The 13,887-nt window shown below is 58.1% G+C and carries 13 protein-coding genes; 6 read left to right on the forward strand and 7 right to left on the reverse strand.

Annotated elements, in window-relative coordinates; genetic code table 11:
- Nucleotides 1-2: 2 nt before the first annotated feature.
- The gene (locus tag BDE40_RS00580) at nucleotides 3-341 is read left to right on the forward strand and encodes a tRNA-binding protein (RefSeq protein ID WP_134011853.1); all 339 of its coding nucleotides are present in this window, start codon (nucleotides 3-5) and stop codon (nucleotides 339-341) included.
- Nucleotides 341-1,285, forward strand: coding sequence for a 2-hydroxyacid dehydrogenase (locus tag BDE40_RS00585; protein ID WP_134011855.1), 945 nt, complete (start codon nucleotides 341-343; stop codon nucleotides 1,283-1,285). The genes BDE40_RS00580 and BDE40_RS00585 overlap by 1 nt, the downstream gene beginning before the upstream one ends.
- Here the strand turns inward: BDE40_RS00585 and BDE40_RS00590 are convergent.
- Together BDE40_RS00590 and BDE40_RS00595 are read right to left on the reverse strand one after the other, a co-directional pair.
- A complete protein-coding gene (locus tag BDE40_RS00590; RefSeq protein ID WP_134011857.1) occupies nucleotides 1,282-1,638 on the reverse strand; it encodes a hypothetical protein in 357 nt (118 codons plus the stop codon). The two genes, BDE40_RS00585 and BDE40_RS00590, sit on opposite strands and share 4 nt — an antisense overlap.
- Nucleotides 1,635-2,219 (reverse strand): thymidine kinase, encoded by a 585-nt coding sequence (locus BDE40_RS00595; RefSeq protein ID WP_134011859.1) that lies wholly within the window; start codon nucleotides 2,217-2,219, stop codon nucleotides 1,635-1,637. Before BDE40_RS00595 ends, BDE40_RS00590 begins: the two co-directional genes overlap by 4 nt.
- A 262-nt stretch (nucleotides 2,220-2,481) precedes the next feature.
- Between BDE40_RS00595 and BDE40_RS00600 the strand changes: the two genes are divergently transcribed.
- Nucleotides 2,482-2,934 (forward strand): hypothetical protein, encoded by a 453-nt coding sequence (locus BDE40_RS00600; RefSeq protein ID WP_134011861.1) that lies wholly within the window; start codon nucleotides 2,482-2,484, stop codon nucleotides 2,932-2,934.
- A gap of 67 nt (nucleotides 2,935-3,001) precedes the next feature.
- Here BDE40_RS00600 and BDE40_RS00605 read toward each other — a convergent pair whose 3' ends face one another.
- Nucleotides 3,002-3,283, reverse strand: coding sequence for a hypothetical protein (locus tag BDE40_RS00605; protein WP_134011863.1), 282 nt, complete (start codon nucleotides 3,281-3,283; stop codon nucleotides 3,002-3,004).
- Nucleotides 3,284-3,345: 62 nt separating this feature from the next.
- Nucleotides 3,346-4,872: an anti-phage dCTP deaminase gene (locus BDE40_RS00610; protein ID WP_134011865.1), complete on the reverse strand. Its 1,527-nt coding sequence runs from the start codon at nucleotides 4,870-4,872 to the stop codon at nucleotides 3,346-3,348.
- A gap of 86 nt (nucleotides 4,873-4,958) precedes the next feature.
- Between BDE40_RS00610 and BDE40_RS18135 the strand changes: the two genes are divergently transcribed.
- A complete protein-coding gene (locus BDE40_RS18135) occupies nucleotides 4,959-5,102 on the forward strand; it encodes a hypothetical protein (RefSeq protein ID WP_162848003.1) in 144 nt (47 codons plus the stop codon).
- A 21-nt stretch (nucleotides 5,103-5,123) separates the two neighbouring features.
- Here the strand turns inward: BDE40_RS18135 and carB are convergent, their stop codons facing one another.
- Together carB and BDE40_RS00620 are read right to left on the reverse strand one after the other, a co-directional pair.
- The gene (gene carB, locus BDE40_RS00615; protein WP_134011867.1) at nucleotides 5,124-8,435 is read right to left on the reverse strand and encodes a carbamoyl-phosphate synthase large subunit; all 3,312 of its coding nucleotides are present in this window, start codon (nucleotides 8,433-8,435) and stop codon (nucleotides 5,124-5,126) included.
- 175 nt (nucleotides 8,436-8,610) lie between these two features.
- The gene (locus BDE40_RS00620; protein WP_134011869.1) at nucleotides 8,611-9,864 is read right to left on the reverse strand and encodes an SAM-dependent methyltransferase; all 1,254 of its coding nucleotides are present in this window, start codon (nucleotides 9,862-9,864) and stop codon (nucleotides 8,611-8,613) included.
- 190 nt (nucleotides 9,865-10,054) lie between these two features.
- On the opposite strand from BDE40_RS00620, the gene aspS reads away from it, so the two are divergent.
- Nucleotides 10,055-11,830: an aspartate--tRNA ligase gene (gene aspS, locus BDE40_RS00625; protein ID WP_134011871.1), complete on the forward strand. Its 1,776-nt coding sequence runs from the start codon at nucleotides 10,055-10,057 to the stop codon at nucleotides 11,828-11,830.
- A gap of 36 nt (nucleotides 11,831-11,866) precedes the next feature.
- Here the strand turns inward: aspS and BDE40_RS00630 are convergent, their stop codons facing one another.
- A complete protein-coding gene (locus BDE40_RS00630; protein WP_134011873.1) occupies nucleotides 11,867-12,343 on the reverse strand; it encodes a hemerythrin domain-containing protein in 477 nt (158 codons plus the stop codon).
- 165 nt (nucleotides 12,344-12,508) lie between these two features.
- Here BDE40_RS00630 and BDE40_RS00635 point away from each other — a divergent pair, with 165 nt between their 5' ends.
- The gene (locus tag BDE40_RS00635) at nucleotides 12,509-13,885 is read left to right on the forward strand and encodes a DUF1800 domain-containing protein (RefSeq protein ID WP_134011875.1); all 1,377 of its coding nucleotides are present in this window, start codon (nucleotides 12,509-12,511) and stop codon (nucleotides 13,883-13,885) included.
- Nucleotides 13,886-13,887: the final 2 nt, after the last annotated feature.

Below are 13,887 nucleotides of genomic sequence, written 5' to 3' on the forward strand. Positions count from 1 at the left end.
CAGTGGCAGAGATTTCATTCGACGACTTCATGAAGGTCGACATCCGCGTGGGTGTCATCACCAAGGCTGAACCTTACCCTGAAGCGCGCAAGCCTGCGTTCAAGCTCTGGGTGGATTTCGGGCCTGAACTCGGAGAGCGGAAGAGTTCTGCCCAGATCACCAAGCATTACTGCGTGGAGGATTTGCGCGGCAAAAAGGTCATGGCAGTCGTCAACTTTCCCCCGCGCCAGATCGGCAAGTTCATGTCCGAAATATTGGTGCTCGGCGTGCCCGATGAAGACGACGAAGTTGTGCTCCTGACCCCTGACAAAGATGTGCCGATTGGCGGAAGGCTTTACTGATGAATCTCCTGATTTCACGCTTGTTGCCGGATGCCGTTATGGACAGGGCCCGCGCCGAGTTCGACGTGACCTTGCGCGAGACATCCGACCCGATGACCGAAGCAGAGGTAACCGAGGCGCTTGAAACCTACGACCTGATCCTGCCCACATTGGGTGATCAATTCACCGCCGCCGCGATCTCTGCCGCGACGCCGCGCACCAAGCTGTTGGCCAATTTTGGCGTTGGATTCAACCATATCGACGTGGACGCAGCAAAGGTGCAGGGCGTCGAAGTAACCAACACGCCGGGCGCCGTTACCGATGCAACCGCTGACATCGCCATGACGCTGGTCCTGATGACCGCGCGCCGCGCGGGCGAGGGGGAGCGGATGGTGCGCTCTGGCAAATGGACCGGCTGGCAGCCCACGCAAATGCTGGGGCTTCACCTGACTGGAAAGACCGTCGGCATCATCGGCATGGGCCGGATTGGGCAGGCGATTGCGAACCGTTGCCGCAACGGGTTCGGCTGCAAGATTGTATACGCCAACCGGTCGCGCAAGGACGTGGATGGCGCGGAGCAGTTGGACAGCATGGAGGCTGTCGCGCAGGTTGCTGACGTGGTGGTTGCCGCCACACCGGGCGGGCCCGCGACGCGGCACTTGATCGGCAAATCCGTTTTCGAGGCAATGCAGCCCCACGCGATTTTCGTAAACATATCCCGTGGCGATGTGGTGAATGAGGCAGCCTTGATCACCGCGTTGCAAGCAGGTGCTCTCGGTGGTGCGGGTCTGGACGTCTATGAAAACGAGCCCAAGGTGCCTGACGAGTTGCTCGCTATGGAAAACGTCGTCCTACTACCCCATCTCGGCACCAACACGCTGGAGGTGCGCACGGGCATGGGGATGATGGCGCTGGATAATCTGCTGGCCTTCGCGGCGGGCAAGGATTTGCCGAACCCTGTTTAGTTCAGCAGACAGCCATCGGCGTCAAATCCGAACGGGTCGCGGTCCCATTTGGAGAAAGGCAATCCCGGCCTCACATCCACCCACAACACCTCGGCAGCCCGGTCAAAGGGATCCATGCCTGGGTCGAAAAGCGGTCCGACCTCCCACCCACGCGCGCTCGCCGCTTCGCGCAAATCCGACGTGGTCGCGCAGGCTGATGCGGCTACGTCTTGGACGAAGTCCATGCGCGAGTCCTGCCATTCGATCACGCCAGCGGTGTTGAGATCCCCAAATATCTCTTGAAAGCCGCGTGTCATATAGCCCGCGAAACCACCTATGCCCAGCAGCATGACCCAGAGCGCAAGTTGCTTCACGCGCGCTCCCCGATGGCCTCTCGGAAGTGCTTACGGCAAAGCGAGACATAGGTCTCGTTGCCGCCCACTTGCACCTGATCGCCGTCCACCAGGGCTTTCCCGTCAGGCCCCCTGCGGATCACCATGGTGGCCTTCTTGCCGCAATGGCAGATGGTGCGGACCTCGCGCATTTCATCAGCCAAGGCCAGCAGGGTGGCGGAGCCGGGAAACAGCTCGCCGCGGAAATCCACGCGCAACCCGTAGCACATGACCGGCACCTTCAGGTCGTCGACCGCGCGCGCCAGCTGCCAGACCTGCTCTTTCGACAACCACTGGGCTTCGTCGACCATGACGCAAGCGACCTTGCCTTGGTCCAAACGGTCCGAGATCATCGCGAACAGGTCGTCCTGCTTGCCGTATATATCCGCCTCCCGGGCCAGACCGATCCGCGAGCCGATTTTTCCGGTGCCGGCGCGGTGGTCGAAATCGGCGGTCAGCAGATAGGTCTGCATCCCCATTTCCTGATAGTTATGCGCTGCCTGCAATAGAAGCGTCGACTTACCCGCGTTCATTGTGGAATAGTGGAAATAGAGCTTTGCCATAACGTCCCGTAGCAAAACCGTATGTAAGGATCAAGGGGGTGAGGGGCGTGCTAGGGAAAGCAATCAAAGCACGCGCTGATTACCCGGCAGCGCATACATCGACGCCCCTCACCTAAGAGGTCGTGTTCAGCACAACACACCCCCCGTGTGTCCCCATACCCTAGGGACATCTCAGAGTTACCGCGGGGGAAAACAATTGCGCAGGGGAAAGGCTTTGGGCTATTCCCCGATAAAGCCATGCGGCTAAGGGAAGACACGAACTATGACGAAAATGAACAGGTATCTGAAGAAACACACTGAAGCTTTGGTGAAAGACGTGGGCGTCGAGGCCGCGTGCCGGTTGACGGGCCGCAGCAAAGCGACGCTGGGGCGGTACTATTCCGAGTCGGATGAACACGCGGATCGCTATATGCCGTTGGACGCTGTGGCCTCGCTGGAGGCGGCGGCCAGCTTCCCGCATGTCACGCAGGCCTTGGCCGAAATCAACGGCAACTCGCTCGAAGTTGCCACGGGCCGCAAGGGCAACGCGACCTCGGTGAACACCAATGTTGTGGCCCTGGCGCAGCGGTTTGCGATGCTGATGGGTGAGTATAATCAGTCCATCGCGGACGGGGTGATCACGGTGACCGAGGCCAAGCGGATGCTGTCGGAGACCTTGGAGCTGCAAAAAGTTCTGGTCGAAATGAAGCTGCATCTGGAAGACGAAACCGCCTGAAAACGGGCGTCTGCAAGGTGTCGGCAAACCGTCGGCAATGTGTATGGCAAGTTGTCGGGCCGCGTCTTTAGCGTGTCGGCACCGAATAGAGCCGGTAGCCGTCAATCAGGGCCACCTCTTTGGCGCCTGTTTCCGTCACGAACACTCCGAGATTTTCCATGTCTGCCGGACAGCCCACCAGATCGGCGGAATCGTCGAGGAACTGGTTGGTGAAGTCGTCCTCGCCAATCCGGCGGCACAAGTCCCCCTTGGCGCGGTAGCCGTCACCGAAAAACGGCAATGTGGTCTCGGGGAACGGGGAGCAGGCGGTGAGGGCGAGGGCCGTGGCGGCGAGGGTGATGTGGCGCATGTGGGAACTCCTGTGGTGGGTGGCGTATGGGGAGCTGTGTATAGGCCGAAGAGAGTAACGCTCTAAGGTTGAGTGTTAAAAAACCTTTTGCCCTTCTCGGCGATATTTTCTTTCACCCACTTTTGGAACATTACTTCCCGATTGGTGTGCCCTTGATCGAGTTTTTCAAGTATCGGTTGTGCATCTCTTGCCGTCCATTCATGCACTTTTCCTTTACTATCTTTGAGACCGTCTTTCGCAAATAGGTACTTGTAGCGGATAGGTGTTATGCCGATGAATTGTTTGAAGTGAACCTTTCCGCAGCTACCATCAGATTGATCAATGGTGATTGAATCAGGGTAAAGGTCATCAGTGTAACTCTTGGCGTAGGGCTCGACATAAAATACCTCGGAAATTCCCGCGGCGACGATGTGTTTTGAGCAATTGTGGCACGGAAAAGTTGTGCAATGAAGTGTCGAGTTATTTAATGCGATACCTAGCCTTGCAGCAGTTGAAATCGCAGCCATTTCTGCGTGTACAGCTCTTCCGTACTCGAGAGTGTCCATAATTTGGGATTTCCGCAACGCCGCATTTTTGTCGTCAAGGAATTCTTCAGCAAGCCGAACGTCATCAATATCATTTCGTTTTAGCTCTCCTGCTTCAGCAAGCCGTTTAATAATATCAAGTACCATTTGACGCTTGCGGATAGTATTTTGATCTTTTCCAAGGGCAACGTCACGACCATCGACACCCTCATCGGACCAATAAGTTCCACCGCCTGATTTTGGCGCCTCATTAAATCCTGTTGTCAGAATGTCGGCATCTCGTGAAATAGCCGCACCGACTTGTCTTGCTGTGTCACAAGAAGTAAGGGCGACTTGGAATGCAATATTTTGGTAAAATTCATTTTGCGTTGGTGAAATCGAAAAGTTCCCAAAAAGGGCTTGGAAAAAGCGTTGAAGAAGAGCAGGGCCAGATTTTTGATCCGAAACGTCGATAATTAAATCAGCAAGCGGAAAAACATCACTAACACGTTGGCCGTGCGCAACACTTGTTTCCTTCTCATCCTGTTCAATAAGTTTCCCTGCTTCCCCTTCCCATGCGTATGCTTTGGGACTGTCAGCATGGCCTTCAGCTATTTTTCGAGAGAAGGTTGACTTTAAACTATCCCTTGGCATGTGACACGAAACAAGGATGAACTGCTGTCCATAGATTTGCTTTAATTTGGCAGCTTCTTCAGGCCTCTTTATTTGATCTATCACATAAGCGGTTCGCCGAATTGGAATTTGCTTTTCGTCTGGATTAGTAGCGCGTCGTATTGCTCTAATTCGCTCCACGGCGTATGACGCAAAAATTTCATCTAGGCCTGTCTCTTCGCGTACTTTATTGCAGGCTTCGATGTAGCTGACATATCGTTCTTCAATTGGGGTATCTTTCAGCTCGAAGCCGAAATTCCCGTTTTTTATGAAGTCGGTCAACTTAATCCGATGGGCTGTATAGTGGAGGCTGTGCAGCTCGCTTTCCAGCCAACTAAACACAGTTCCCGTATCAACTCCCATCCGTCCAACAATACCAATGACTAATTCAGGGTCTCTTACAATCGGATTCAATGGTCACTCCCGTTAGTATAATATCAATAAATAGCTACAATATGTTGTTTGATGTGATATACTATGATTACATCAGGGAGACGTCCATGCCAATTGATCAAGAACCACAAGAGTTTAGCTTCAGTGATTCATTCAATAAGACAGTTGAAGAGTTCGAAGAGTTAGAGGCGGCAGCCCAAGAAGATTATAATCGAACAAATCACCCACTCGAAGAATCAAAAGAGACCTGAACTTGCGTATTGGCGTTGCACTTATCCCTGCAACGCCATAACCCCGATTTCACCCTCAACCCGTGCCTTCATCGCCAATGCACACGCATGGGCCGCCGCAGCCGTCGTGAAGTAGGGGATTTTGTCGTAGAGGGCGATGCTGCGGATTTCGCGGCTGTCTTCGACGGCTTGCGAACCCTCGGTTGTGTTTAGCACCAGCGAGATCATCTTGTCTTTCATCTGGTCGACGACGTTCGGGCGGCCTTCATAGACCTTGTTGACCGTCTCGCAGTCCAAGCCCTGACCCACCAGCCAAGCCGCCGTGCCGCGGGTGGCGACGAGGGGGTGACCGAGGGCGGATAGCTCGCGCGCGGCCTCCAGCATGTCGGGGGTCTTGTCCTCGTTGCGGATGGAGATGAAAACCTTGCCTTTGCCGTTCAGCGGCAGATCGGTGCCTGCGCCCATTTGTGCCTTGAGGAAAGCCATGTGGAAGGTCTTGTCGGAGCCCATGACCTCGCCCGTAGAGCGCATTTCGGGGCCGAGGATCGTGTCGACGCCGGGGAAGCGGGCGAAGGGGAGGACGGCCTCTTTCACCGCGAAAGTGTCGATGATCGGGTCGATCAGGTCGAAGTCGCCCAGCTTGGCACCGGCCATGACCTGCGCCGCGATGGACGCGATGGGGGAGCCGATGGCCTTGGCGACGAAAGGCACGGTGCGCGAGGCGCGGGGGTTGACCTCGATCAGGTAGATCGTGTCGTCCTTGATGGCGAACTGCACGTTCATCAGGCCGACCACGTTGAGGGCCAGCGCCAAGGCTTTGGTCTGATCGCGGAGCTGCTGGATAACGTCGCCCGACAGGGAGTAGGGCGGGAGCGAGCAGGCAGAGTCGCCGGAATGCACGCCGGCCTCCTCGATATGCTGCATGATGCCCGCGACGTGGACGGCTTCACCGTCGCACAGCGCGTCGACGTCGATTTCGATCGCGCCGGACAGGTAGCTGTCGAGCAGCACGGGGCTGTCGCCGGAAACCACCACGGCCTCCGAGATATAGCGTTCGAGTTGCGCCTGATCGCGCACGATTTCCATGGCGCGGCCACCCAGCACGTAGGAGGGGCGGATCACCAGCGGGAAGCCGATTTCCTTGGCCTTCTCGAAGGCCTCCTCGTCGGAATGGGCGAGGCCGTTATGGGGCTGTTTCAGCCCAAGTTTCTGGACGAGCTGCTGGAAGCGCTCGCGGTCTTCAGCGAGGTCGATGGCGTCGGGGGAGGTGCCGAGGATCGGGATACCCTCGTCGGCCAGCGCCTGCGCGATTTTCAGCGGGGTCTGGCCGCCGAACTGCACGATGACGCCGTGGAGGGTGCCGTTTTCGAGTTCCACGCGGAGGATTTCCATGACGTGTTCGAAGGTCAGCGGCTCGAAATAGAGGCGGTCGGAGGTGTCGTAGTCGGTGGAGACCGTCTCGGGGTTGCAGTTGATCATGATGGTCTCGTAGCCCTGCGCGGTCAGCGCGTAGCAGGCGTGGACGCAGCAATAGTCGAACTCGATGCCCTGACCGATGCGGTTGGGGCCACCGCCGAGGATGACGACCTTTTTGGCATTGGAGGGCCGTGCCTCGCATTCGACCTCGCCCATCATCGGGGATTCGTAGGTGGAATACATGTAGGGGGTCTGCGCCTCGAACTCGGCGGCGCAGGTGTCGATGCGTTTGAACACGGCGGTGACGCCGAGGTTCTGGCGGGCGCGGCGGACGTCTTTTTCGGTTTGGCCGGTTAGCTTGGCAAGGCGGGCGTCGGAGAAGCCGAGCATTTTGAGGTCGCGGAGGCCGTCCTCTGTCGTTGGCAGGCCGTCCTTGCGAACGACGTCCTCGGCCTCGATGATTTCGCGGATGCGGGCGAGGAACCACGGGTCATAGGCGGTGATCTGGTTGATCTCGTCATCCGAGAAGCCGTAGCGCATGGAATGGGCGATGACGCGGATGCGGTCGGGGGTTTGCTTGGCCAGCTCGCGGGTCAGGGCCTTGTCGATGGCTTCCTGCGCGGCGGCGTCCTTGCCGACAAGGAAACGGGTGCCGTCCTGGTCTTTGTACACCTGCGCATCGGGCGTGGGCATGCCGGGGACCTTTGGCTCGTCAAAGCCGGTGAGGCCGGTTTCCATGGAGGCGAGCGCCTTTTGCATGGACTCGTGGATGGTGCGACCGATGGCCATGACCTCGCCCACGGATTTCATCGCGGTGGTGAGATACGGCTCGGAGCCGGGGAATTTCTCGAAGGCGAAACGCGGGATTTTGGTGACGACGTAGTCGATGGTCGGCTCGAAGCTGGCGGGTGTCACGCCAGTGATGTCGTTGTCCAACTCGTCCAGCGTGAAGCCTACGGCCAGTTTCGCCGCGATCTTGGCAATCGGGAAGCCGGTCGCCTTGGAGGCCAAAGCGGAGGAGCGCGACACGCGGGGGTTCATTTCGATCACCACCATGCGGCCATCGGCAGGGTTTACGGCCCATTGCACGTTGGAGCCGCCAGTCTCGACGCCAATCTCGCGCAGAACGGCGATGGAGGCGTTGCGCATGGCTTGGTATTCTTTGTCGGTCAGCGTCAGGGCGGGGGCCACGGTGATACTGTCGCCAGTGTGGACGCCCATCGGGTCCACGTTTTCAATCGCGCAGACGATGATGGCGTTGTCGGCGTGGTCGCGCACGACCTCCATCTCGAATTCTTTCCAGCCGAGCAGCGACTCGTCGATCAGGATCTGGTTGACGGGGGACGCATCAAGGCCGGTTTTACAGAAGTGTTCGTAGTCGTCGCGGTTATACGCGACGCCGCCGCCAGTACCGCCAAGGGTGAAGGCGGGGCGGATGATGGCGGGCAGGCCAACGTATTCTATGGCGTCCATGCATTCCTGCATGGTGTTGGCGATGGTGGCTTTGGGGTTCTCAAGGCCAAGGCGATCCATGGCCTCGCGGAACAGCTTGCGGTCCTCGGCCATCTCGATGGCTTCGCGCTTGGCGCCGATCATTTCGACGTTGTACTTTTTCAATACGCCCATTTCTTCAAGCGCCAGCGAGGTGTTCAGGCCCGTTTGGCCACCCATGGTGGGCAGCAATGCGTCGGGGCGTTCTTTCTCGATGATCTTGGCGACAACCTCGGGGGTGATCGGCTCGATATAGGTGGCGTCGGCCATGTCGGGGTCGGTCATGATCGTGGCGGGGTTCGAGTTCACCAGAATGACGCGGTAACCTTCTTCGCGCAGGGCCTTACAGGCCTGAGCGCCGGAGTAGTCGAACTCGCAGGCCTGCCCGATAACAATGGGGCCTGCGCCGATGATCATGATGGATTTGATATCGGTTCTTTTCGGCATGTCACGGACCCCAGATTGCGCAAATTATCGCGGGTTTAAGGAGTCCACCAAGTGGGCGCAAGGGCATGTAGGAAAGGGATTTGAGATTCTTTGGTGCTTTCGCACTGCACTGGCAATTCGTCAGGCAAGCGCCCCGATTTTCTGAAAGGAAGGCGGGGCGCTTATCGAGCGTAAGTTACTTCTTTGGAACAAACCCGTCGGGAAAGGCCGAATGCGGCTCTGACGCGCCGTCCACGTAAAGATAATCCCGCGTGATCGGCACCGTGGTTTGGTGTTTGTGCAGCTGCACGTGATACAAAACATGCGGCATATCAGACAGGCTGAGTTCCGACGCGATCAGGTAGTAGCGCCACATGCGGATGAAGCGCTCGTCGTAGCCCATGGCGCGGACCTCGTCCAAGCGGTCCTCGAACCGGATTAACCACTCGTAAAGCGTGCGGTCGTAGTGGGTGCGCCAAACCTCGATGTCGGCGGCTTCCAATTTGGTTTTCTCGACCACACTGACAACCTCCGACAAGGACGGGGTGTAACCGCCCGGGAAGATATACCTTTGAAACCAAGGCGATAGGTTGCCGGGAGGGCCTGTACGCCCGATGAAGTGGATCAGGGCAACGCCGTCTTCCTTCAGGTTTTTTTCGATCTGGCGGAAGTAGGTCGGGTATTGCGGCTGGCCGACATGCTCGAGCATCCCAACGGAAACAATGCGGTCGAATTGTTCCGTGACGTCACGGTAATCTTGCAGTCGAAATTCGACCAAATGCGAGACGCCAGCCTCTTCGGCACGTTGAACAGCGGCCTTTCGTTGCTCGTCAGAAAGCGTCACGCCGACAACCTGAGCGCCGTATTCTTTCGCCAAGGTGATCGCCAGACCGCCCCATCCAGAGCCGATGTCGAGGATTTTCATGCCCGGCTTGATCAGCAATTTGCCTGCGATATGCGCCTTTTTGGCGACCTGAGCCTGCTCAAGTGTAAAGGACGGATCCTTGTAATAGGCGCAGGTGTATTGCCGGTCTTCGTCCAGAAACAGGTAATAGAACGGGGTGGAAATGTCGTAGTGGTATTCGGCATTTTTCTTGGCGATTGCGTGTGGAATCCACTGGTCCCACTTGCGCTTCGCGATCCGGATGCTGCGCGCAAGTGATTGCGATAATGGCAAATTTCCATCTTGGAAGTTTTGTACCATCAGTGTGAGAAAGCCGCGAATGTCGTCGCCTTCAACGACCAACGTGCCGTCCATATAGGCTTCGCCCATGGTCAGTTCCGGATTCAGGATAAGCTTCCGCGGGAGCGTGTCGTCGGTAAGGCGAACCGTCACGGAAGGGGCTGCGCCATTACCCACCTTGATTGTAGGGCCAGAGCTAAGTTGAACCGTCAGAGTGCCGTGCTTGATGAGCTGCTTGAGCAAGGCGCCAAGTAGTCTGTTCCACATAGATGTCGCTTTCCCGTTTCTTGATCCAAGCCGCGTGCTGTCGGCAATTTAGCGCGCAAAGGGCCGGATTCCCGCCGTGTTGTCAATAAATAGACATGCACAGCATATTTGCGCCCCGTTTGCTTGACTTTACAGGCGCGGGCATGTGTATCGGGCCGATACAGATTTACGCCGAAGAGGGCCCCATATCATGCACGCTTATCGCAGCCACACCTGTGCCGACCTGACCGCCGCCAATGTGGGCGACAACGTTCGCCTGTCGGGCTGGGTGCATCGGGTGCGCGACCACGGGGGCATCCTCTTTATCGACCTGCGTGACCATTATGGCGTGACGCAAGTGCTGGCCGACCCTGACAGCCCTGTGTTCAAGGACGTGGAGAAGGTGCGCTCCGAATGGTGTATCCGCATTGACGGCAACGTCATGGCGCGCGCGCCTGAACTGGTGAACTCGAAACTGCCGACCGGTGAAGTCGAGGTTTTCATCCGTGACATCGAAGTTCTGGGCGCGTCGGACGAGCTGCCTTTGATGGTGTTCGGCGATCAGGAATACCCTGAAGAGACGCGGCTGAAATACCGCTTTCTGGACCTGCGGCGCGAGAAGTTGCAGCGCAACATGATCCTGCGCTCGGACGTTGTGTCCTCGATGCGCAAGCGGATGTGGGATCTGGAGTTCAAGGAATTCCAGACGCCGATTATCACCGCGTCTTCGCCCGAAGGCGCGCGCGACTTTCTGGTGCCGTCGCGCCTGCATCCGGGCAAGTTCTACGCGTTGCCGCAAGCGCCGCAGCAGTTCAAGCAACTGCTGATGGTGTCGGGCTTCGACAAGTATTTTCAGATCGCGCCGTGTTTCCGTGATGAAGACCCGCGTGCCGACCGCTCGCCCACGGACTTCTACCAGCTTGACCTAGAAATGAGCTTTGTGGAGCAGCAGGACGTGTTCGACACGATCCAGCCCGTGATCCAAGGCGTGTTTGAAGAGTTCGGCGGCGGACGCAAGGTAGACAGCGAGTGGGAGCAGATTTCCTACAAGGACGCGGCGCTTTGGTACGGCACCGACAAGCCCGACCTACGCAACCCGATCAAGATGCAGGTTGTGTCGGAGCATTTTAAAGGCTCCGGCTTCGCGATCTTTGCCAAGATTTTGGAGCAGGACGGCACCGAAATCCGCGCAATCCCTGCGCCCGGCGGCGGGTCGCGCAAGTTCTGCGACCGGATGAATGCGTTTGCGCAGAAGGAAGGGTTGCCGGGGATGGGGTATATCTTCTGGCGCGATCAGGGCGAAGGCATGGAAGCCGCTGGCCCTCTGGCGAAAAACATCGGCCCGGAGCGCACGGAAGCCATCCGCCAGCAGCTTGGCCTTGGCGTCGGCGACGCGGCGTTCTTCTTGGGTGGCAAGCCGTCCTCGTTCGAGGGCGTGGCAGGTCGTGCGCGTGTTGAGATCGGCAACGAGCTGAAACTGACCGATCTGGGCCGCTTCGCCTTCGCATGGATCGTGGACTTCCCGATGTACGAGGCGGATGAGGAGAGCGGCAAGATCGACTTCTCGCACAACCCGTTCTCGATGCCTCAGGGTGGCATGGACGCGCTGCAAGGCGATCCGTTGGACGTGCTGGGCTACCAGTACGACCTAGCCTGCAACGGCTACGAGCTGATCTCGGGCGCGATCCGGAACCACAAGCCGGAGATCATGTTCAAGGCGTTCGAACTGGCGGGATACGGCGAAGAGGAAGTGCGCAAGCGCTTCGGCGGCATGGTCAATGCGTTCAAATACGGCGCACCGCCCCACGGTGGCTGTGCGGCAGGCATCGACCGCATCGTGATGCTGCTGGCCGACGAGGCCAACATCCGCGAAGTGATCCTGTTCCCGATGAACCAACGTGCCGAAGATTTGATGATGAGCGCTCCAAGCGAGCCGATGTCGGACCAACTGATGGAGCTGGGCTTGCGGGTGATCCCGCAGGATTAGAGCGCGCGGGCGGCTCTGCCCGCGCATCACTCAAACCTAGTCTTCCAGACTGTCTTCGCGCTTCTCGTCGATCAGTCTACGCTCTTCGGCTTTACGGGCGGTGAACCTTTCGCCGTAGCCTTTGATCTCGGATTCCGAAATGACCTCTCGGGCGCGGGTGAAGACCTCGTCTTCTTCCTCTTCGATGTGGTGTTCGTAGTCGTGGCGTAGCGTTTTGAACTTGGTGAGCCATGCGCCCTGCGACATATCCATGTCGTTGAGTTCTTCCATCAGGTCGTCAAGCTGCTGGTGCTCGTGGACCGAGTGGCGGGCGGCATCCTGCCCCCATGTCTTGGAGATGAGTTTGGAGTAGAACGTCTCCTCCTCGGCGGCGGCGTGGCTTTTGACGTCGTGATAGAAGTCGTCCCATGCGGCTTTGCGGTCTTCGGACGCGCCCGAGGTGTCTTCGATCCGGTCCAGCAATTTGCGGTGGTGGTCGTGGTCTTTTTTGATGAGGGTATAAATGTCGGCCATGAGAATGCTCCTGTCTGTTCGTTGCAAAACGCAGGAGCATTGACGAAAGTTCCCGGATTGTCGGCGGCAAGGCGCCGCAGGACGAAACTGTCAATTGTTTTTCAACGGAATTGCGTCAGAGATACGTTAAACTGAAGCAACCCGAGTTGAGGAAAGAGCCGCCCGATGGCGTTCACCCCAGACATTGCGGCCATTCGCTTTGGCGAAGGTCTGGCACCCGAGATCGCAGCGCCTGCGTCTGTAGAAGGCGTGTTGGACCAGTTGCGCGGGGCTGATCTGGCGGCAAAAGAGTTTCCGATTACACCCCTGTCAGACCTGTATGGTACCTTTGCGAAGGTCAGCACGCTGCAAAAGGCGGCGCGGCGGGGGCGCAAAGGCCCTGATGCGCAGGAACTGAGCAAGGCCTACAAGCAAGCACGGCGGGAGCTGAACCTGCATCTTGAAGGCGCGTTGGCCCCCTTGCTGTCGCGCTCGATTACGACTGAGCAGCCGTTTCGCGAGCGCCTGACGCGGTTCTGGGCTGATCATTTTACCGTCGTGGGCAAGAACAACCTGACCCGTAATGCGGTGCCGTCGTATATCGAAGAGACAATCCGCCCGCATATTACGGGGCGTTTTTCCGACCTTCTGAAGGCGGTGATGACCAGCCCGATGATGCTGGACTATCTGGATCAGAATTCCTCTGTCGGGCCAAACTCGCGCGGGGCCAAGGGGCGTCGCGGATTGAACGAGAACCTTGCGCGTGAGTTGCTGGAATTGCACACGTTGGGGGTCGGCGGTGCGTATGCGCAGGGCGATGTCCGGCAATTGGCGGAGCTTCTGACCGGTATGACGACGGAGATCAGCCGCGGCTTTGTCTTCAGACCAAAAATTGTGGAGCCCGGTGCCGAGACGGTGTTGGGGCAGAGTTATGGTGGCGGCCCACCTGCGGTCGAGGACGTCATGGCGTTTCTGGATGATGTCGCGCTGCATCCTGACACCGTGCGGCATATTTCGCGCAAGCTGGCTGTGCATTTTACATCCGACAGGCCTGACGAGGGCATGATTGCTGACATGGCCGACGCCTATGCTGCGACAGGCGGCGAGTTGATGGCGGTGTACGAGGCGATGCTGCACCATCCGTTTGCGTGGTCGAGCTTTGGCCAAAAGGTAAAGCAGCCGGTTGATTTCATCGTCTCGGCGATGCGGGTTCTGGAAGTTCCGCCGACATCGCTTCGTCAATTCAACCGCTCGAAACGGCGCGCTTATGTGACCGGGCCTATGACCGCAATGGGGCAACAATGGTTCAGGCCCGCTGGTCCTGATGGCTGGCCGGAGGAGGCCGAAGCATGGGTTACGCCGCAAGGGCTTGCGGCGCGTATTCAATGGGCCATGGCCGCGCCCTCTGCGATATTTCGCAGCCTTCCCGATCCGCGGAGCTTCGTTGTGGCGGCGCTTGGGGATGTGGCTGACGAGAAGGTCACATTCGCGGCGCGCGCCGCTGAAACTCGGCGCGAAGGGGTCGGGCTGATTTTGGCCTCCCCCGCGTTTCAAAGGAGATAGCG

It is taken from the genome of Litoreibacter halocynthiae (assembly GCF_004365635.1).
Taxonomy (GTDB): domain Bacteria; phylum Pseudomonadota; class Alphaproteobacteria; order Rhodobacterales; family Rhodobacteraceae; genus Litoreibacter; species Litoreibacter halocynthiae.